At 64.8% G+C, this 20,451-nt stretch carries 20 protein-coding genes; 4 read left to right on the forward strand and 16 right to left on the reverse strand.

The window, feature by feature from the left end; all coding sequences use genetic code 11:
• Window positions 1-50: 50 nt before the first annotated feature.
• The 7 genes from J3S28_RS10150 to mtrA all read right to left on the reverse strand — a co-directional run bounded on the left by J3S28_RS10150 (window position 51) and on the right by mtrA (window position 9,606).
• Window positions 51-563, reverse strand: coding sequence for an Rv3235 family protein (locus J3S28_RS10150; protein WP_207840173.1), 513 nt, complete (start codon window positions 561-563; stop codon window positions 51-53).
• Window positions 564-724: 161 nt separating this feature from the next.
• Window positions 725-3,544 carry a preprotein translocase subunit SecA gene (gene secA / locus J3S28_RS10155; RefSeq protein WP_207840175.1) on the reverse strand — a complete coding sequence of 940 codons (2,820 nt, stop codon included), beginning with the start codon at window positions 3,542-3,544 and terminating at the stop codon, window positions 725-727.
• Window positions 3,545-3,673: 129 nt separating this feature from the next.
• The gene (gene hpf, locus J3S28_RS10160) at window positions 3,674-4,333 is read right to left on the reverse strand and encodes a ribosome hibernation-promoting factor, HPF/YfiA family (RefSeq protein ID WP_307797056.1); all 660 of its coding nucleotides are present in this window, start codon (window positions 4,331-4,333) and stop codon (window positions 3,674-3,676) included.
• A gap of 383 nt (window positions 4,334-4,716) precedes the next feature.
• Window positions 4,717-5,406 carry a ComF family protein gene (locus tag J3S28_RS10165; protein ID WP_207840179.1) on the reverse strand — a complete coding sequence of 230 codons (690 nt, stop codon included), beginning with the start codon at window positions 5,404-5,406 and terminating at the stop codon, window positions 4,717-4,719.
• A 123-nt stretch (window positions 5,407-5,529) separates the two neighbouring features.
• On the reverse strand, window positions 5,530-7,296 hold the full coding sequence (gene lpqB, locus J3S28_RS10170) for an MtrAB system accessory lipoprotein LpqB (RefSeq protein ID WP_207840181.1): 1,767 nt from the start codon (window positions 7,294-7,296) through the stop codon (window positions 5,530-5,532).
• Window positions 7,289-8,932: an MtrAB system histidine kinase MtrB gene (gene mtrB / locus J3S28_RS10175; RefSeq protein ID WP_207840183.1), complete on the reverse strand. Its 1,644-nt coding sequence runs from the start codon at window positions 8,930-8,932 to the stop codon at window positions 7,289-7,291. The genes lpqB and mtrB overlap by 8 nt, the downstream gene beginning before the upstream one ends.
• Window positions 8,929-9,606, reverse strand: a complete 678-nt coding sequence (mtrA, locus tag J3S28_RS10180) for an MtrAB system response regulator MtrA (protein WP_084835465.1) — start codon at window positions 9,604-9,606, stop codon at window positions 8,929-8,931. Before mtrA ends, mtrB begins: the two co-directional genes overlap by 4 nt.
• A gap of 103 nt (window positions 9,607-9,709) precedes the next feature.
• On the opposite strand from mtrA, the gene J3S28_RS10185 reads away from it, so the two are divergent.
• The 4 genes from J3S28_RS10185 to J3S28_RS10200 all read left to right on the forward strand — a co-directional run bounded on the left by J3S28_RS10185 (window position 9,710) and on the right by J3S28_RS10200 (window position 12,917).
• Window positions 9,710-10,345 carry a dTMP kinase gene (locus tag J3S28_RS10185; RefSeq protein WP_207840185.1) on the forward strand — a complete coding sequence of 212 codons (636 nt, stop codon included), beginning with the start codon at window positions 9,710-9,712 and terminating at the stop codon, window positions 10,343-10,345.
• 136 nt (window positions 10,346-10,481) lie between these two features.
• The gene (locus J3S28_RS10190) at window positions 10,482-10,964 is read left to right on the forward strand and encodes a hypothetical protein (protein WP_207840188.1); all 483 of its coding nucleotides are present in this window, start codon (window positions 10,482-10,484) and stop codon (window positions 10,962-10,964) included.
• A gap of 200 nt (window positions 10,965-11,164) precedes the next feature.
• The gene (locus tag J3S28_RS10195; RefSeq protein ID WP_207840189.1) at window positions 11,165-12,052 is read left to right on the forward strand and encodes an Rv0361 family membrane protein; all 888 of its coding nucleotides are present in this window, start codon (window positions 11,165-11,167) and stop codon (window positions 12,050-12,052) included.
• A gap of 22 nt (window positions 12,053-12,074) precedes the next feature.
• Window positions 12,075-12,917, forward strand: a complete 843-nt coding sequence (locus tag J3S28_RS10200; RefSeq protein WP_207840191.1) for a hypothetical protein — start codon at window positions 12,075-12,077, stop codon at window positions 12,915-12,917.
• 87 nt (window positions 12,918-13,004) lie between these two features.
• Here the strand turns inward: J3S28_RS10200 and ahcY are convergent, their stop codons facing one another.
• From ahcY to J3S28_RS10245, 9 genes are all read right to left on the reverse strand, one after another.
• Entirely contained in the window at window positions 13,005-14,483 is a 1,479-nt protein-coding gene (gene ahcY / locus J3S28_RS10205; protein ID WP_207840193.1) for an adenosylhomocysteinase, read from the reverse strand.
• A gap of 40 nt (window positions 14,484-14,523) precedes the next feature.
• Window positions 14,524-15,180: a TetR/AcrR family transcriptional regulator gene (locus J3S28_RS10210; protein WP_237341354.1), complete on the reverse strand. Its 657-nt coding sequence runs from the start codon at window positions 15,178-15,180 to the stop codon at window positions 14,524-14,526.
• 88 nt (window positions 15,181-15,268) lie between these two features.
• A complete protein-coding gene (locus tag J3S28_RS10215; protein WP_030164608.1) occupies window positions 15,269-15,448 on the reverse strand; it encodes a rubredoxin in 180 nt (59 codons plus the stop codon).
• Window positions 15,449-15,457: 9 nt separating this feature from the next.
• Window positions 15,458-15,622 carry a rubredoxin gene (locus J3S28_RS10220; RefSeq protein ID WP_207840195.1) on the reverse strand — a complete coding sequence of 55 codons (165 nt, stop codon included), beginning with the start codon at window positions 15,620-15,622 and terminating at the stop codon, window positions 15,458-15,460.
• Window positions 15,619-16,863: an alkane 1-monooxygenase gene (locus J3S28_RS10225; protein ID WP_207840197.1), complete on the reverse strand. Its 1,245-nt coding sequence runs from the start codon at window positions 16,861-16,863 to the stop codon at window positions 15,619-15,621. Before J3S28_RS10225 ends, J3S28_RS10220 begins: the two co-directional genes overlap by 4 nt.
• A gap of 171 nt (window positions 16,864-17,034) precedes the next feature.
• Complete coding sequence (locus J3S28_RS10230; protein WP_207840199.1) at window positions 17,035-18,573, reverse strand: APC family permease; 1,539 nt, start codon at window positions 18,571-18,573, stop codon at window positions 17,035-17,037.
• Between the two features lie 214 nt (window positions 18,574-18,787).
• Window positions 18,788-19,078 (reverse strand): WXG100 family type VII secretion target, encoded by a 291-nt coding sequence (locus tag J3S28_RS10235; protein WP_084895952.1) that lies wholly within the window; start codon window positions 19,076-19,078, stop codon window positions 18,788-18,790.
• A gap of 97 nt (window positions 19,079-19,175) precedes the next feature.
• Window positions 19,176-19,496 carry a WXG100 family type VII secretion target gene (locus tag J3S28_RS10240; RefSeq protein WP_207840201.1) on the reverse strand — a complete coding sequence of 107 codons (321 nt, stop codon included), beginning with the start codon at window positions 19,494-19,496 and terminating at the stop codon, window positions 19,176-19,178.
• Between the two features lie 130 nt (window positions 19,497-19,626).
• Complete coding sequence (locus J3S28_RS10245; protein ID WP_237341426.1) at window positions 19,627-20,448, reverse strand: ESX secretion-associated protein EspG; 822 nt, start codon at window positions 20,446-20,448, stop codon at window positions 19,627-19,629.
• Between the last annotated feature and the right edge of the window lie 3 nt (window positions 20,449-20,451).

Genomic DNA, 20,451 nt, shown 5'->3' on the forward strand with positions numbered 1-20,451 from the left:
GTGGGCGCAGCCACGGCAATGCCGTGCGAATTCATCCACGGCAGTGCGGTTCATTCGACGGTGATCGCGACAAGCACCCAGCGCCACTGTTTGCGACGGGGTGCGGTCGGTGTGGCAGCGGGCATCGTGACCAAACGCCTCTCCACCCGCGCACCCATGGCGTGCACGCGCTCTCCGCGGCGATAGACCACGGTGATCTCCGCGGCGTCCGGCCGGGAACTCTGGCTGTGCACTCGCAGCAAGGTGGAGGGCGCCGGCGCCCTGGCAGTACTTCCTGCGGCCAACAGGACTCGGAACTGATCCGCGATGTGCGGCAGGGCGACCCTGCTCAACTGCCCGATCGGTCGCCTTCGATCCATGACCTCGAGGACCAATTTGATTGCTCCGGTGGCGAATTGCCGTATCTCGATGTTCACGGCCTCCGGACGCGGCGGCGCCGTCGGTCGCCGGGTGGGCGCACTGAGAGGCTCGCGTGGCCACGACCCTGATTCGCAGGCCTCCGGCTCGTACCGCGGCACCGGAATCACCCGCAGGCGCTCGGGCGGCTGGTCGATGTAGGTCATCTGGGCACTGCGAGCTGAAGTCATTACGCCCCCCGGCGAGTTCGCGACACCGACCGGCATCGCCGGCCCGGTACCAAGAAAACCCGGGTACCAGCAGTACGACGTGTACTACGGGACCCGGGTTCCCCACGAGCTCAGATCGTCCGCGTTTCCTGTGAGCGTCAGCGCTTTCTGCGCGACTTCGGGGGCTTCGAGCCCGACCCCTTGGACCCTGCCCGCGCGGCAGCACGCCGCTCTTTGCGGGTCCCGTCGGCCTGACCGTTCGACGACCCACCTGTCTGCCGGACCGACGTGCCACCGGACTCAGAGGGTCCGCTGTACGTCAGGCGAGAATTGTTGTCGTCCTCGATTCCCTTGGCGCGTAGCGCAGCAGGTGCAGCCTGCTTCGGCGCCGCCTGTTGGGTGGGCAACGGTGCCGGGGCAGCCGGAGCCTTCGTCGTGGACACCGCGGGTGCAGCGGCAGCCGGCTGCGCCGGCGTGGTCTCCACACTGACGTTGTAGAGGAATCCGAGGGACTCCTCTTTCAGGCCCTCGAGCATGCCCGTGAACATGTCGAAGCCCTCACGCTGGTATTCGACGACCGGATCACGCTGGGCCATCGACCGCAGATGGATACCTTCGCGCAGGTAGTCCATCTCGTAGAGGTGATCGCGCCACTTGCGGTCGAGCACGCTGAGCAGGATCGTGCGTTCGAGCTGACGCATGGCGGAGTCGCCTGCGATGGCTTCGATTTCTTTCTCGCGCTTGTCGTAGGCCGCGTGGGCATCGGCCACGAGGGTCTCGCGGAGTTCCTCGGCGGTGATCTCTTTGCGCTCGCCGTACTCGTTCTCCTCGAGCAACTCCTTGTAGTCGAGCTCGATCGGGTAGAGCGTCTTGACCGCGGTCCACAGCTGTTCGAGGTCCCAGTCCTCGACATAACCCTCGGCGGTCGCACCGTCCACGTAGGCACCGACGACGTCGTCGATCATGCGCTTGACCTGCTCGCTGTGGTCTTCGCCTTCGAGGATCGTGCGGCGCTCGGAGTAGATCACCTTGCGCTGCTGGTTCATCACCTCGTCGTACTTGAGGACGTTCTTACGGACCTCGAAGTTCTGCTGCTCAACCTGGGTCTGCGCGCTGCGGATGGCCTTGGTGACCATCTTCGCCTCGATCGGCACATCGTCGGGCAGGTTGACCCGGTTCATGATCGACTCGAGCGCTCCGCCGTTGAAGCGACGCATCAATTCGTCGCCGAGCGAGAGGTAGAAACGGGACTCGCCGGGGTCGCCCTGACGGCCGGAACGACCACGCAGCTGGTCATCGATGCGTCGCGATTCGTGACGCTCGGTGCCGAGCACGTACAGCCCGCCCGACTCCCTGACCTTCACCGCATCCTCGGCGACCTCTTGCTTGACCGCGGCGATCGCCTCGTCCCACGCGGCCTCGTACTCCTCCGGCGTGTCCACCGGGTCCAGCCCGGCCTTGCGCAGTCGGATGTCGGCGAGAATGTCTGGGTTACCACCGAGCACCACGTCGGTACCACGGCCGGCCATGTTGGTGGCCACCGTCACCGCACCGCTGCGGCCTGCCTCGGCGATGATCTGCGCTTCCTGCTCGTGGAACTTCGCGTTGAGAACGTTGTGCGGGATCCCGCGCTTCTTGAGCTGGCGGGCCAGGTACTCCGACCGCTCGACGCTGGTCGTACCGATCAGGACCGGCTGACCTTTTTCGTGCCGTTCGGTGATGTCGTCGACCACCGCGTCGAACTTCGCTTCTTCCGTCTTGTAGATCAGATCGGTCTGATCAACCCGGATCATGGGCTTGTTCGTCGGGATCGGCAGCACACCCAATTTGTAGATCTGGTCGAGCTCGGCGGCCTCGGTCTGGGCGGTACCGGTCATGCCGGACAGCTTCTCGTACATGCGGAAATAATTTTGCAGCGTGATGGTGGCCAGGGTCTGGTTCTCGGCCTTGATCTCGACGCGTTCCTTGGCCTCGATCGCCTGGTGCAGTCCTTCGTTGAAACGCCGCCCGTCGAGGACGCGGCCGGTGAACTCGTCGACGATCAGCACGTCGCCGTTCCGGACGATGTAGTCCTTGTCCTTCTCGAACAGTTCCTTCACCTTGATGGCGTTGTTCAGGTAGCTCACCAGCGGCGAGTTCGCCGCCTCGTACAGGTTGTCGATACCGAGCTGGTCCTCGACGAACTCGACACCTTCCTCGTGCACACCGATGGTCTTCTTGCGGATGTCGACCTCGTAATGGACGTCTTTCTTCAGCAGCGGGGCGATGCGCGCGAACTCGGCGTACCACTTGCTCGACGAGTCGGCGGGGCCGGAGATGATCAGCGGCGTCCTGGCCTCATCGATGAGGATCGAGTCGACCTCGTCGACCACGGCGAACGGATGCCCGCGCTGCACCAGGTCAGCCAGCGAGTGCGCCATGTTGTCGCGCAGGTAGTCGAAGCCGAACTCGTTGTTGGTGCCGTAGGTGATATCGGCGTTGTAGGCCTCGCGCCGCTGGTCCGGCGTCATGCCGGTGAGGATCACGGCAGTCTCGAGTCCGAGGAAGCGGTGCACGCGACCCATCCACTCGGAGTCACGTTTGGCGAGATAGTCGTTGACGGTCACCACGTGGACGCCGTCGCCTGCCAGCGCGTTGAGATAGGCGGGCAACACACAGGTGAGGGTCTTGCCCTCACCTGTCTTCATCTCGGCGATGTTTCCGAAGTGCAGCGCCGCGCCGCCCATGATCTGGACGTGGAAGTGTTTCTGCGACAGCACACGCCACGAGGCTTCCCTGGCGACCGCGAACGCCTCGGGCAACAGGTCATCGAGCGTTTCACCCTCTGCGATCCGCTTCTTGAACTCGTCGGTCTTCGCCCGCAACTCCTCGTCGGACAGAGCCTCGATCTCTTTGTCGAGCGTCTCCACATGCGAAGCGATCGCATCCAGGCGTTTGACCATCCGGCCTTCACCGACGCGCAGCAGCTTGTTGAGCACTGGTTTTATCCTCAATCCGATCGACTACACACGAAATCCGACCTACAGATCCCCGCAGGTCGGACTCCATGGTAGCCACGCTCGTGGCGGGGGTGGCCCGGCGAGGCCGATCAACCCCGCGCCGAGCGGCTAGGCGAGGCGGATCAATCCGTAGTCGAAGGCGTGTCTGCGGTAGACGACGGATGGTTTGTCGGTTTCCTTGTCATGGAACAGGAAGAAGTCGTGACCGACCAGTTCCATTTCGTACAGCGCATCGTCGACGGTCATCGGGATCGCCTCATGCTCTTTGATGCGAACGATCTGTCCCGGGCCGGCGGTCTCGGGTACGTGATCGGCCCAGCGGTCGTCGTCTGCGGAGTCCGCATGCTTGAAGGCCTCACCGTTCAGGATCGGGTCGGCCGCGGCGGTGGCCTCCGCCACCGAGATCGGGGTACGCAGACCGTGATGGACCTTGCGGCGGTCCTTGGTCCGGCGAAGTCGGGACTGCAGCTTGTTCAGGGCCGCGTCGAGAGCGGCGTAGAAGTTCTCGGCGCACGCCTCGCCTCGCACCACCGGGCCCTTACCCACCGCGGTGATCTCGAGACGCTGACAGATCTTCGACTGTCTGCGGTTTTTTTCGTGGTGGAGCTCGACGTCGAATCGGAAGATCGACGGGTCGAAGCGTTCGACACGTGAGAGCTTGTCCATCACGTGGATTCGGAAATGTTCGGGGATCTCGACATTGCGGCCACTGACCTGCACTTCGGCGTCGGGTCGGGACAGTTCATCTGAGTCGGATCGGACATATATGCCCGGGTCGAAGGGATCGGCGCTGGTCGTCGGGTCTGAACCCGGATCGGGGCTGACATTGTTGGCTGAAACGGCATTCTTGCCGACACTTGTCGTCACTGCGGCGTACCTCCTGGATTGGTGAACAGGACTTCCGATACCGCGACCGCACTCGGCCACATACCGGTCTGAGAGTTGGGCCTCACCTCCCCACGTCACCCGGTGGGTGATCTGACCTCTGGCATCTACGAGTGCACCCCCGACGTTAGTCTGCCGGGCAGGTGTTCGCCACACTTTCGACATTGCATGTTCACTTACGCGCCCAACCGGTGCGCAAACGACACCCTGCGAGCCGGTCTGTACCAATGGCTTTGCCTACCAATCATTTCGATGCTTTCGGCTCCTCACGCGGCGGCCACCACCAGTACGAGGTGCACCTCGATGCCGGCTCGCCGCAGGACCTCGATCGAGTGTGCGGCGGTGCTACCGGTCGTGAGTACGTCGTCGACCAGCACGACGGCGGCTCCCCCGCCGCATGCCGAAAGATCGGCACCCCGTCGCAGCCTGACCGCACCGGACAGGTTCTCACCACGCTCAGGCGCCGACAGACCTGCCGAATCCCGCGCCCAGGACGAGGTGACCAACGCGGGCACCACACAGACCCCGGGACCGAGTTCACCGGCCGCCGCTGCCGCGAGCGCGGTGACGGGGTCGCCGCCCCGGCGACGCGCGGCCCACCATCGGGTCGGTGCCGGGACGAGGACAAGGCGGGCCGACCTCGGCAAAGCCGACCACCGGTCCAGCGTCAGCAGGGCTGTCGCGAGCGCGAGTCCGATCGGGACGGCGAGATCGGTGCGCCCGTGCTCTTTCAACTCGAGGATCGCGTGCCTGCGCGCTGCGGTGTACCTGCCCAGCGCGTAGGCGGGAACGGGCAACATCACGCTGGTGCGCAGCTCGATCGGGGTGTCGGCGAACACGAGGGCGCATCGGCGGCACCACCGCGTGCCCGGCGCCCCGCAACCTCCGCACACCGTCGGGATCACCAGATCCACCACCGCACCGGCGATCCGGGCACCCGCGTCATGCGCACGCATCCGCCCATCATCACCCCGATGCACACGGCGGACATCTCGCAGCCGGGTGTCGCGGCGTGTTGTCCACATATCGCCGCACCATCCACAGGGCCCGCGCCGCTGCGTAAGCCGAACACGTCGGATCTAGTGCGGCAGAACAGGTATCGCGTTCGACCCCATAGTCGGGGTGATCTCGCTCCAGTACTGGTCCGGTTCGTCGTTGGTGCTGCCCAGACGCAGCACCCCACGACTGTCGGCAGCATAGATCGTCGATTGTCCGGCGACCACGGACGTGACCGGCGGGGTGAGATTGCCACTGGGCAGCGCCCCCGGCGGTGTCCCGTCGATACGAAGTTGCACCACCGGCCCGTCCGCCGCGTTACGGGCGATGACCAGGGTCTCGCTGCTCAGCCAATCGAGGGACACCGCGCCCGCGATGTTGAGCGCTGCAGCGCCGCGAGGGTTGGAGAGCACCAGCCTGCCGTCCGCGCGTCGCTCGACGATCGCCAAGACGACCTGGCCGCCGACGATCAGTGCCGCCCGGGCACCGTCCTGCGAGATCTGCAGTTCGGTGATCGGGCCCTGGGCCACCGACCGGATCGCGGTCGAATCCACTTCGGCCTCTGTCACCTGTCCGGCGCCCGAACTCTGCGTCACCTGGGTGACGCGGTTCTCGTCGACCACGACCCAGACGGTCCGGCTGTCGCCGGCGAACGACGGGCGGCTGATCGTCTCGCCTTCGAGTACCGGTGTCACGTCGGCGCCGTAGTCGCCGATCGCCAGCGACAGTCGCGGAGCGGGCCCGGGCGCGATGTTCTGCGAGACGGCGGCGACGCGACCGGCGTCGGCGGAGATGTCGGCGGCCAGCAGGCTCCTGGTCGAACCCAGCGGTCCGGGCACCGGCGCCACGGTGTTGTCCGCGACGGCCTGTAAGGATCCGCCGCGCACGATGTGCAGTCCCAGCGCCCCGGCCGGTGGGCTCGGGTCGAGTGACTCGACGTCGCGGGTCTGCCACCCGGCGGCACGGCGCTCGTTGAGCGGTGCGCCATCGGCGTCGATCACGTACGGACCGGAGATGTCGGAGTCGCTCAAGGTCCAGATGATCTGAGCAGCAAGCCGATTGCGGTCGGCATCGCCAAGGCCGTTCAGCCCGGCGAGATCGAGTCGGATGCCTCCCGAGGGCAACGACTCGATGGAACCGTGCAGCGACGACCTGGCCGGGAACTCATTGGTCACCGCGTTACGCAGATCGTCGACCGGCCCGGCGATGAGCAGTCCGATCAGCTGGTCGGAGAGCTGGTCGGCCCCCGCGTACAACCAGCGCGGATCTGCAACGAGATGCTGGTCGTCGGTGCTCGGGTAGTAGAGAACATGCGGGCGGTAGGACGCCTCGAACTGTTCGCGGTCCATCATCACCCCGACCGGGAGCGGCCCGTCGATCCGCCACTGGCCGTCCACGCGGCGCAGCGACAATCGCGTCTCGATACGTCCGGAGCTGGGGACGAGTTGCCCGCTCGGTTGCAGTTCGCCGGTGTTCTCGCCGTTGACCCGAACAGTGATCGTGTCGTCGGTCCGGTCGTCGCTGAGCACATTGATCTCGTCCAGCAACAGGGCCCCGCCCTGGTCGTCCCAGGAGTTCGAGGCGTCCTGGGTGAGGAACTGGCGCGCTGCCAAGTGGCCCGAACCGGGTTGCACCGAGGCCTTCAGGAAGTCGCGGACCAGTGTCTCGGGGTCCATCCCGGGACGCGGGGTCGGAACATTGCGGGTCGGCTGATGCCGCTCGAGCGATCCGAGAGGCTGCGGACTCGAGTTGTTGGGGATCGACACACACGCCGACAGCAACGCCATTGCGACGATCCCGACCAACACCGCGAAGCGGCGATGGGCCAGGCCGTACCGTCGCTCAGCCATGGCCCTGCCCCTGGTCTCGCGCGGCCCTGCCCCGGCCCGGGGGTTTGAGTGGCAGCGGGCTGCCGAGCACCTTGTGGCCGCGGACCAGCGGCAGCGTCAGCCGGAAACAGGCACCCTTGCCGGGCTCGCCCCAGGCCTCGAGACGGCCCTGATGCAGCCGGGCGTCCTCGACGCTGATCGCCAGACCGAGCCCGGTCCCACCCGAACGGCGGAACCGCGACGGATCAGAACGCCAGAACCGGTTGAACACCAACTTCTCCTCGCCCGGTCGCAGTCCGATACCCCGGTCGCGGACGGTCACCGCCACCGCGTCGCCGTCACTGCGCATCGTCAGTGTGACGGGCTGCTGCTCCCCGTGGTCTATGGCATTGGCGAGCAGGTTTCGCAGGATCCGCTCCACGCGGCGCGGATCGATCTCGGCGATCACCGGCTCGGCCGGTAGGTCGAGGATCAACTCGGTGTCGGTCTCGTCCGCGAGATGCCGCACCGTCTTGACCGCCGCATCGATCGGGATGGTCATGTTCAGCCTGTCTGCGGCGAGTTCCGCGACACCGGCGTCGTGTCGCGAGATCTCGAGCAGTTCGCCCAGCAGGGTCTCGAATCGGTCGAGTTCCATGTCGAGCAACTCGACCGACCGTTTGAGAACGGGTTCGAGGTCCTCGCGGCTCTCGAACAGCACGTCCGCAGCCATTCTCACCGTGGTCAACGGGGTACGGAGCTCATGGGAGACATCGGAGGTGAACTGCCGCTGCAGACCGCCGAACTCTTCGAGGTGGGTGATCTGTTTCGACAGACTCTCGGCCATGTCGTTGAACGACATCGCGAGTCTGGCCATGTCGTCCTCACCGCGCACCGGCATGCGTTCCTTGAGCCGGCCGTCGGCGAATCTCACCGCGATCCGCGAAGCCGACCGCACCGGTATGACGACCTGCCGCGAGACCAGGATGGCGATCGCGGCCAGCAGGCCGAGCAAGACCAGACCACCGGTGAAGATCGTGCCGCGCACCAGCGACACGGTGTTCTCTTCGTTGGTCAGCGGGAACACCAGGTACAACTCCAGCCCCGGGATGTCGGAGTTCGTCGGGGTCCCGATGATCAGGGCCGGACTCTGGGCTCCACCGGAGCCGGTCACCGAGGAATAGCGATAGGCGATCTGACCGCCCTGCACCATCTGCCGCAGATTCTCGGGGATCTCGCCGATCGGACCCACGCCCGTGGGCCCTGCGGGGCCGGATCCAGGTGCGAGCAACACGGTGTCGAAGGTACCGACCACACCGGAGGTGTCGCCCGAATCGACATCGCGATCGGTGAGTATCGAGCGAGTTTGCCGCAACCTGTTCGTCAGAGAAGTGTTGCCGTCCGCGCCGGAGAGGTCACGTTCGACGGTCACCCGGGTGCGCTCGAGCTCTTCGGTGGCGGCCTGCAGTTTGAGGTCGAGTAGCCGGTCGGTGATCTGGCTGGTCAGCACGAACGCGAGGATCCCCAACACGACCAACGACAACACGAGGGTGGACACCACCACGCGCAACTGGAGCGAACGACGCCACAGTTGTCCGACTGCCCTACCGACCGAGCCCACTCGCCGCATCGATGGCCCGAACGTGCCATTGATACGACGCCGAGGGCGTCCGATCACGGTGGTCCGGCCTTGTAGCCGACCCCCCTCACCGTGAGAACCACTTCAGGGTTTTCCGGATCGTTTTCGACTTTGGCCCGCAGGCGCTGTACGTGCACGTTGACCAGCCTAGTGTCGGCCGGATGCCGGTAACCCCAGACCTGTTCCAACAGCACGTCGCGGGTGAAGACCTGCCGCGGCTTGCGGGCGAGTGCCACCAACAGATCGAACTCGAGCGGGGTGAGCGAGATGGGCACACCTTCGCGGACGACCTTGTGCGCGGGGACGTCGATCTCGACCGGTCCGATGGACAGCAACTCCGCGGGCTCGTCCTCGGTGCGACGCAGGCGCGCCCGGACCCTGGCGACCAGTTCCTTCGGTTTGAAGGGCTTGATCATGTAGTCGTCGGCACCCGACTCCAAGCCCAGCACCACGTCCACGGTGTCGGACTTGGCGGTGAGCATCACGATCGGCACACCGGAGTCAGCACGCAGCACCCGGCACACGTCGATCCCGTTCATCCCGGGCAGCATCAGGTCGAGCAACACCAGGTCAGGACGGATCTCGCGGACCGCGGTCAGTGCCTGGGTGCCGTCGCCCACCACAAAGGGCTCGAAGCCCTCTCCGCGCAACACGATGGTGAGCATCTCCGCCAATGCAGCATCATCGTCGACAACCAGGATCCTGGGTTTCATGGGCTCATGGTGTCACCGAATCGTGATTAATTGTGGCTGACGCGCCGACCGCGGAGCGGCTCGGCTGCGGCGGTTATCCACCAGACGCGGTTACCCTTCGACTGTGGGCGTATTGATTGCAGTCGAGGGTTTGGACGGAGCCGGTAAGCACACGTTGGTGACCGGGCTCGTGAATCGTTGGGCCACACAGGGTTACCGAATCGCGACGCTGACCTTTCCGCGTTACTCCGAGTCGGTCACCGCGGACATCGCGGCCGAGGCGTTGCACGGACAACACGGGGACCTACGCTCGAGCGTTCATGCCATGGCATTGCTCTTCGCACTCGACCGCAGGGACGCCGACGCCGAGCTCCGGAAGTTGTTGTCCGCCAACGACGCGGTGATCCTGGACCGCTACGTCGCCTCGAATGCCGCCTACAGCGCCGCCCGGCTGGGACAGGACGCGGACGGTGAGGTCGTGAACTGGGTGTCGACCCTCGAGTTCGAACGTTTCGGGTTACCGGTCCCCGATCACCATCTGTTGCTGGACGTACCGACCGACGTGGCGATCGGACGCGCGCAGTCGCGCGCCGAGAACGACGCCTCCCGCACCCGCGACCACTACGAACGCGACCACGACCTGCAGGAGAAAACCGGCATCGTCTACCGCGACCTCGCCGAACGCGGATGGATGTCTCCGTGGTCACGCCTGGGCACCGAACCCGACCCCGACCTCGCAGATCGACTCATCGCCATCTGACCCGCGGTAACGACCCGGTCAAGACTCGGCGACGGCCACCGTTATGTGCGCCGGCCCTCCCTTGTAGGCAACTAGCGTCACACCCGACGCACACGTTGGACCGGCCACGACCGCCGGTCCGGTGGGAGGTCGGTCGATGAGTCACCTCATGCTGCACCCGGTTCACCACGTACCGGTCCGGCAGACCGTTGTCCTGCTCATCGCGGTCCTGCTGGCCAATCTCGCGTTGGTCTGGCTCGCGCTGAGCATCCGGTCCGATCCGGCCGACGACGCCGGCCAGATCCGGACCGTGGTCGAGCAGCAGATCGACGCGCTGAACGCTCGCGACGCCGCCAGGTTGCAACTGACGTATTGCCACCAGCAGGGCGAGGTCGCCGGCCTGATCGTCGAGGCCCTCGGCCCCCGCACCGACAACCGAATGCTGCGTGTCGCCCGGATAACCGACATTCAGCGCATCGGTTCGACTCTGGCGACGGCCCGTGTCCAGGTGGAGTTCACCGGCGCCGACCTCGCCGCGATCGAGTTGCGGCCGGATACGGTCAGCATGTTCCGAAAGGGCGAAACCGGCTGGCAGATGTGCGATCCGGGTAATGACTCGGCTGACCTGCTCCACGTCTGATCGCCGCGCCCCTGACCGGCGGGGTGACCGACACGAACATCACATGTCGGCATCAGTGTTTGTGTCTGATTTCGACGGTGTTGTTGGCTGTCCGAAGCGCCCAGTAAGGTTCCATCAGCAGCAAAGCACCGCTGCCCAAACGCTATTCACACTCGCCCCGAGCAGTGGTCCATCGCTCACGTTCTCGCCGGAGGTCCCTCATGACGCAACCACCACAAGGTCCCTACGGATCCGGCGACAACCAGGGCGACCCCCAGTGGGGCCAGGGACCGGGCGACGGGTCACAGCAGCCCACCTGGGGCGGAACGCCCGGGCAGGATCCCCAGTGGGGCGGAACGCCGAACCAGCCGACCTGGGGTGGCCAACCTCCGTCGGAGCCGACCTGGGGTGGCCAGTCCGCATCCGAGCCGACCTGGAGCGGACAGCCCGGCGGCGCCCCCGACTGGGGCAATCAGTCGCAGCCGCAGTACCCGCCGACCTCCGACTACCCGCAGCCGGGCCAGACCGGCCAGTATCCCGCCGGTTACCAGCAGTACGGGAACAACCCACCGCCCGGTGGGCCGGGCGGCCCCGGTGGCTATGGACCACCTCCGGGCGGCGGTAAGTCGAACAAGACGCCGTGGATCATCGGGATCGCGGCGGCTGCCGTGATCGTCATCGTGCTGGCCGTGGTGCTGTTCGTGGTCCTCGGCGGCGACGACTCCTCCGACACCAGGGCCGACACCACCTCATCGGTGACGACGACGTCGTCGCAGTCGTCCGTGGCGCAGGCCGAGGAGCAGGTCGAGACCGCCATCCGGACCTACACGACCGCGTTCACCGACCGCGACTGGGACACCGCGATCTCCGTGACCTGTGGCGCCGAGCAGGCCACGGTGCGAGAGATCCAGACCGACAACAGTGACACCGCGGGGATGAAGTTGAACTCCGTGACAGGTATCGAGGTCACCGGCGATTCGGCCGAGGCCACCGTCTCGTTGACCTTCGTCAACCCGGCCGACCAGTCCGCGCTCGAGACCAACCGATATACATTCGAGATGGAGAACCGTTTAGGGGACTGGAAGATCTGCACCACCCGCAAGATCTGATCGGTGCCTGAGGGAGGACTTGTTGAGTTATCCACCATCCGGCCCGTCGGGATGGGGCACTCCCGACCAGCCAGGTCCTGCGGGCCGGCCGCCGCAGCAACCCGGCCAGCGTAGGCCCCAGCAGCCTGAGCAGGGTCCGGGAAATCCGTACTGGTCGCAGGGTCGGCCGCCGCAGCAGCCGCCCTACGGCAGAGGTCCAGGTGCTCAGGGGCGACCGCCCGGTGCCTACGGTCCTCCCGGTGCACAGTTTCCTCCCGGTGCACAGTTTCCGCCCGGCCCCCAGGGACCACATGGCCCCTGGGGCGCGCCGCCGCAGCCGCCGCAGCCGCCTCGGAAGACCCGCACCGGACTGATCATCGCGAGTGTGGTCGCGACGCTGGTAGTGCTGGCCGGAGCCACCGTCGCCGCTGTGACCCTCACCGATTCCGGTGACAGCGATTCCGTCGCCGATCCGTCCACCTCGGCGTCGACGACCACCAGCTCGAGCGATGCAGGTGGTGGCAGCAGCGACGAGAATGCCGTCCAGGCCGCCGCCGAGAAACGCGTCCAGCTGATCAACGATCAAGACGCTGCCGGACTGCACGACATGGCCTGCGACGCCGACTCACGCACCGAGTCGAGGGCGGGTTACGAAGACCTCTTCGATCGCAATGGCAGCATCGTCGCCACCATCGACGTCCAGGACGTGAACGTCGACGGCAGCGTCGGCAAAGTCGATGGTGAGATGGCCATCGACAGCGAGACCGGCGACATCCACTGGGCGTTCAAGAAAGAAGACGGCGAGTGGCGGTTCTGCCCGAGCCTGTCCGAGCGACGGTCCAGTACCGCACCGAGCACTGGCGGGGACGACATCATCACCGGTTAACCCCCACGAAACCGAAAATGGTGGGTTCTGGCGAGTATTTCCGCTGGTCGCGGTCGCCAAAACCCACCATTTTTGGTGTGTCGGGTGTCAGTAGCGGTAGTGCTCCGCCTTGTACGGACCCTCGACATCGACATTGATGTACTCGGCCTGCTCCTTGGTGAGCTTGGTGAGCGTTCCACCGAGCGCCTCGACGTGGATCTTCGCGACCTTCTCGTCGAGCACCTTGGGTAGGCGGTAGACCTCGTTGTCGTACTCGTTGTTCTTGGTCCACAGCTCGATCTGGGCGATCACCTGATTCGAGAAGCTGTTGCTCATCACAAACGACGGGTGACCCGTGGCGTTGCCGAGGTTCAGCAACCGACCCTCGGACAGGACGATGATCGCCTTGCCGTCCGGGAAGATCCACTGATCGACCTGCGGCTTGATGTTGATGCGGGTCATGTCCTTGGACGACTCGAGGCCCGCCATGTCGATCTCGTTGTCGAAGTGGCCGATGTTGCCCAGGATCGCCTGGTGCTTCATCTGCTTCATGTGTTCGAAGGTGATGATCCCGAGGTTGCCGGTCGAGGTGATGATGATGTCGGCATTGCCGATCGCGTCCTCCACGGTGACGACGTCGTAGCCGTCCATCAGTGCCTGCAGCGCGTTGATCGGGTCGATCTCGGTGACCTGCACGCGTGCACCCTGTCCCGCGAGGGATTCAGCGCACCCCTTGCCGACGTCGCCGTAGCCACAGATCAGGACCTTCTTGCCGCCGATGAGGACGTCGGTGCCGCGGTTGATGCCGTCGATCAGCGAGTGGCGGGTGCCGTACTTGTTGTCGAACTTGCTCTTGGTGACCGAGTCGTTGACGTTGATCGCCGGGAACACCAGTTCGCCGGCCGCGGCGAACTGGTAGAGCCGCAGCACACCGGTGGTGGTCTCCTCGGTGACACCCTGAACCGACTCCGCGATCGCCGACCACTTGCCCTTGTCGGTCTCGAAACGCTCGCGCAGCAGCGCGAGGAAGACCTTGTACTCGGCAGAGTCCAGATCGTCGTCGGTCGGCGGGACGGTGCCGGCCTTCTCGAACTGCGCGCCGCGCAGGACGAGCGAGGTGGCGTCGCCGCCGTCGTCGAGGATCATGTTCGCCGGTTCACCGGGCCACGTGAGCATCTGCTCGGCGGCCCACCAGTACTCCTCGAGGCTCTCGCCCTTCCATGCGAACACGGAAACGCCCTTCGGCTCCTCGACCGAGCCGTAAGGCCCTACGACGATGGCCGCGGCCGCTTCGTCCTGGGTCGAGAAGATGTTGCACGACGCCCAACGGACCTCGGCACCGAGCGCGACGAGCGTCTCGATCAGGACTGCGGTCTGCACCGTCATGTGCAGCGAACCGGAGATGCGAGCGCCCTTGAGCGGCAACACATCTGCGTACTCACGACGCAGAGCCATCAGCCCCGGCATCTCGTGCTCGGCCAAGCCGATCTCTTTGCGGCCGTACTCGGCCAGCGAAAGATCCGCCACCTTGAAGTCGATACCGTTGCGGCTTTCCGCGGTGAGCGGGCCGTTCTGGACCGATGTCATATACCACTCCTCAAATCCCACCTGAATGTTGCCTACCAGGCTAACCGGTGGACTCCCGGCGCCCACCCCCGGCTGCGGCATCGACGACCGGCCCGAAGATCTCGGCCACATCGTCGGCGACATCTCGGTCGGACTCGGGGGGCATCGACACATAACTCAAGGCCATCCGCACGATGGCCCTGGCGATACGGACGGCGGCGGCCTCCTCGGCCTGTATCCAGCTGGTCCTCAGCAGCGCGACGATCCGCGCACTCGCGGTGGTGATGAGGGGATCGGCGTCGGTGGTGATGAGCCGCAACAGGTCGGGCTTGGCCTGCCCGGTCAACAACGACTGGATCAGCGGGTCATCCGCCGCGATGGCGAAGAATCTCGAAAAACCCTCCGCCAGAGCTGTCTTCGCTTCGCCCTCATGGGCCAGGACCGCATCGGAGACCTGATCGACGAAGTGGTCGGTGAGGCGGAGTGCGTACGCCTCGGCCAACCCCTGCCGAGAGGCGAACTCGTTGTAGACCGTCTGCCTGCTGACCCCGGCCGCACGGGCGACTTCCGCCATCGTCACCGACGACCAGTCCCGCGTACGCAGCAGCTCGCGCATACCGTCGAGCAGGCTGTTGCGGAGCAACTTCTTGGTGGCCTGCGCATAAGACATAGCCGGACCACCCGCGGCGGACATCACACTGGCGGACACTTCAGGCATGCCCGCAAGCGTAGCGGTCACCTGGTCGAGCTCCGCTCCGCTGCGTCTCCGGCCAGAAGGGTCGAGCTCCGCTCCGCTGCGTCTCCGGTCAAGATCGGGTGACTTCCTCCATATAGAAGTCGGCCTTGGCCGCCCCGCAGTCCGGGCAGCTCCAGTCGTCTGGGATGTCATCCCATCGCGTCCCGGGGGCGATGCCGTCTTCCGGCCAACCCTTCTCCTCGTCGTACTCGAATCCACATTGCATACATACGTACAGTTTGTAGTTCATTCCTTCTCCTCACGTATTCGGCTCGAAGTCGACCTTCTCGCGGACGCCACAGTCGGGACATGGCCAGTCGTCGGGCACGTCCTGCCAGCCGGTTCCGGGCGGGAACCCCTCGCGGGGAGCTCCGGCGGCCTCGTCGTAGACGTACTCGCAGACCGGGCAGCGAAAGGCGCTCACCGTGCACCGCCCGCGTGCCTCGCCAAGATCTTCTCGCGCCGGCGGGGCACGATGTTGGCCTTCGACAGGTCTCCGGCGTAGTGCTCGATCACTCTGTGATCCATCACTTTTCGCCAGATCGGCGGGAAGTACGCCAACGTGATCATGCTTGCGTAGCCGCTTGGCAGACTCGGGGCCTCGTCGAAACTCCGAAGAGTCTGGTAGCGCCGGGTCGGATTGGCGTGATGGTCACTGTGCCGTTGCAGGTGGTAGAGAAAGATGTTTGTGCAGATGTGATCGGAGTTCCAGCTGTGCTCCGGGGCCGCCCGGACGTACCGACCGCTCTCGGTCTTCTGCCGGAGCAGTCCGTAGTGCTCGAGATAGTTCACCGTCTCCAGCAGACTGAAACCGTAGATGGCCTGAATCACCATGAACGGCAGGATCTGCCAGCCGAAGACGGCCGCCAGGACACCCCACAGGACGACGGACATCAGCCACGCATTGAGCACGTCATTTCGGATGTTCCACACCGAGTGATCGAGTCGCTGCATCCGGGTGCGTTCGAGCTTCCACGACGACTTCAGGCTCCCCCACACGCTGCGCGGCAGGAAGGCCCAGAAGGTCTCTCCGTATTTGGCGCTGGCCGGGTCCTCCGGAGTCGCCACCCGCACGTGATGGCCACGGTTGTGCTCGATGTAGAAGTGACCGTAAAACGTCTGCGCCAGAGTGACCTTCGACAACCAGCGCTCGAGCGAATCCTTCTTGTGGCCCAGTTCATGTGCGGTGTTGATCCCGATGCCGCCCATGACACCGATCGACAGTGCGATCCCCAGCTTGGAGACGATCCCCAGGCCGCCGTCGATCCCGAGCCAACTCAGATCGCTGGCGGTCCAGAGGTAGCAGGCAAAGATCAGGCTGGCCAGCTGGAACGGGATGTAGACGTACGTGCAGTAGCGGTAGTACTTGTCGTTCTCCAGCTGCTCCATGAGTTCCTCTGGCGGGTTCTGGCCGTCCGGGCCGAAGAACACATCGAGGATCGGCAGCAGAACGTACACGAGCATCGGCCCGATCCACCACCAGACCGGCGACACCGCGTCTAGCCCGAGCCCATTGAATCCGGCGACCAACGCGGTTGCGAGGAAGAGTGCGGTCGGCGGGACGAGACCCAATAGCCACAGGTGGCGCTTCTTGTCGCGCCACTGCTCGGGCGCCGGCCCGGTGTCGGTGCCGCCGGCACCACTGGTTGTGAGATCGGTGCTCATCAACTGCCTCCTGCTGGATCGAACACGTGTGAAACCTGTTATGGACAGTACCGCCTACTTCGTCGCGTGTCTATACATATTGCATCATTTGTAAAGTGACCCAGTTCATAAGAAAAGCCCCGGCCCGAGGTGGTCACCTCAAGCCGGGGCTTATCTGGACGGAGCAGAAGGTCAGCTCTCACCACTCTTCTCGAGATGTGCGGCACGCGTCGCGTCGCCGACGTCATCCGACAACTCACCGCGTTCGCGCTTGCCGACCAGCGAGTGCCGCTGGCTGTACGCGAAGTAGACGACGACACCGATGACCATCCAGATCGCGAAGCGGATCCAGGTCAGGGCCGACAGGTTCAGCATCAACCACAGGCATGCAAGGATCGCCGCGATCGGGAGCACCGGCATCCACGGAACCCTGAATCCGCGAGGCAGATCGGGACGGGTCTTGCGCAGCACGATCACGCCGGCTGCGACGACGACGAACGCGAACAACGTACCGACGTTGACCATTTCTTCGAGCTTCTCGATCGGGAAGAAGGCCGCGACGATGCCGACCACGACACCGACGACTATTTGGATCCGGGCCGGAGTACCGAACTTGCTCGTCTTTGCCAGCGGACGCGGTAGCAGTCCGTCTCGTGCCATTGCGAACAGCACGCGGGACTGGCCCAACATCAACACCATGACCACGGTGGTCAAGCCTGCCAGCGCTCCGATCGAGATCACCTTCTCCGCCCAGGTCACGCCGTTCAGGGCGAACGCGTCGGCGAGGTTCTTGGGCTCTCCGTCACCGGCAGCGGTCGAGAGGTCGGTGTACTTCACCATGCCGGTGACGACGATGGTCACGAGGATGTACAGGACCGTGACGATCGCCAGCGATCCCAGGATTCCACGCGGCACATCCTTTGCCGGGTTCTTGGTCTCCTCGGCGGTGGTTGCGACGACGTCGAATCCGATGAATGCGAAAAACACGATGGACGCTGCGGCAAGCACGCCGTACCAGCCGTAACTCGAGTCACCGCCTCCGGTGATCAGCGAGAACAACGTCGAATCCACGGACTTGCCGCCGGAGTCACTCGGCACCGACTCCGGCACGTACGGATCGAAGTTCTCAGCCTTGACGTAGAAGAAGCCGACGGCGATCACCAGCAGCACGACGGCCACCTTGATTGCCGTGATCAGGGCGCTGACGGCCGCCGACAACTTGGTACCCAGCACGAGGAGGGTCGTGATGAAGGCGACGATGACCAACGCACCCCAGTCGACCTTCAAACCGAATAGATCGGCGGTACCGCCTGCGAAGTCGAACACCGAGCCGAGGTAACTGGACCAGCTTTTCGACACCACCGCAGCACCGACCGCGAACTCGAGGATGAGGTCCCAGCCCAGGATCCACGCCAAGAACTCGCCGAATGTCGCGTAGCCGAAGGTGTATGCCGATCCCGCGACCGGTACCGCGGAAGCGAACTCGGCGTAGCAGAGCGCTGCGAGACCGCACGCGATTGCCGCCATCACGAAGGAAATGGAGATTGCAGGCCCGGCGTTGTTGCCGGCCTGCGATGCAGTGACGGTGAATATACCTGCACCGATGACGACAGAGACGCCGAACACCGTGAGATCCACCCACGTCAAATTCTTCTTCAGCTGTGAACCGGGTTCTTCGGTGTCAGCCATGGATTGCTCTACGGATTTTGTCCGTGTCAGCGGATTGCTCACTACAGCTCCTCACTTGACGGTAAGACGCTGCGGGGTGCGCAGGGTCTGCTTGCGAAACTATCTGACCGGACGGGTGACTGTTAGGCAATCACAAGACGCGAGTCGTATCCCCCGCGATGAGCTACTCCAAACGCGGTCCGCCGGCAGCCGACCGCCCGGCAGACGCCGAAACCCGCCGAAGCGACGCTTCGACGGGTTTCGGTGGTGGCCGGTGTCAGCTGAAGTAGCCGGCCGTCCGTTGATCCGCTGCCTGCATGTTGGTCGAGGCTTCCGTCACCTTCGACGACAGTGCGGTCAGCAGCGTGCGCGAGTCGGTGAAGCTGGTATCCCAGGTCTGCTGAGCAGAGCCGTACGCCTGCGAGGCCTGTTGCGACTGCCAATTCTCGTGCAGCCGGGCAACTTCTGACTTCAACGTGGTCGCCAGATGCTCCAACTGGTTGAAGTTGCTGTTCAACTGCGCGGCCAGCTCTTCCATCCGCGGGTAGTTGTACTGGATGATGCTCATGGGTAGGTCCTCTCGATCTGAGTGTGTGGTGGTCGGTTGTCTACAGGCGGTGGCTGCAGGCAGTGGCTCTACGGACAGTGGTGTTATAGGCGGTGGTTTACAGGCGGAGGCCGGAGCCACCCGAGACATTGTTGAAGGTGCCCGCGGTGTCCTGGTCCTCGGCGTCATAGCCGTTGAAACCCGTGGACAGCGAGGTCTTGAGGCCTTCGAGAGCCGTCTGCAGCTGGGTTGCCTCGTCTTTCCAGGCGGTCACCGCATTCTGGAATGCCCCGCTGGCATTGCCCTTCCACAGCGCGAGCGCTTCATCGGCGTCGGCCGTGATACGGGCGAGTACCGTACCCATGTCGGCGACGATATCCCCCACCGATCTTGTCGAGGCCAGGCCGGCCGAGACGTCGAGTTCGAGACCGTTGGTCATCTTTCTTCCCCTTTTTGTATGGCTACCGCGGCATCAGATGATGTCCACGGATCTAACGTCTGGTGCCGCCCCCGCAGACGCGGCGAACAAGGACTGCTTTCGCAACCTGCGTCCGTCCGTGTCCTTCGGGTCACGGCAACCACCTCCCCGACGGCAGTGTTTCCACGAGAAGCTCGACTGCCTGAGAAATCCTGTGTGGGCTACCGCCCGACAACGTCGTCCAGATCCGCCCGTCCGGCGACGTGCTCGGCCCAGCGAGAATCCGTCCGCGCGTTGTGTCGTATATCGCGACGGCGCCGGCGGATCGAACTGTCCGCCCCTGCTCCGACTCGATGGCGACGATCTCGGCGTGGCCCGTGCATGATTCGAACGCGGTGGCGTAGCCGGCCGCCACCTGATCGCCTGCGCCCATGGCGTGCAACGCATCCGAGTAGTCGGCTGCCGAACGTGCGCGATCGAGCCGCACACGCAGTTCGTCGGCCGGAGCGCTGAACGCCGGGAGGGCCGGTGTGTCCGCCATTCCGAGGTGCGTCGAGACGATGGCACCCACGTCCCTGACGGAGTGAACGGGTACCTCTCGGACGTCGACACCCACACCCGTGCGCCTGGCCGATACATGTCTGGGACCCTGCCGGGCCAAACACGACCGCACACATCGCCCGGAAGCGAAAACCCTTGTCTCGATGAGCATCTCCGGATTGGCAAGTATTGACAGCGTGTCCGCCAGTGGTTCGACCACGCCTCGGTGTGCATGCGGGTCGTCGCACAGGATCCCCAGCGAGGTCAGTTCCTCGACGGCCGACGACAGTGCGGCATCGCGCGCCGAACCATACTCGTACCCGGGTTCGACGGCCAAGACCACAGGCCACGTCTGATGCCCGAGAAGCGTTCCTAGATGATCCAGGTGGTCGTCGGTCAGCTCATAACCGGGCGCGGTCTCCATCGTCCACATGGC

Origin of the sequence: Williamsia soli, from assembly GCF_017377795.1 — a bacterium.
Classification (GTDB): domain Bacteria; phylum Actinomycetota; class Actinomycetes; order Mycobacteriales; family Mycobacteriaceae; genus Williamsia; species Williamsia soli.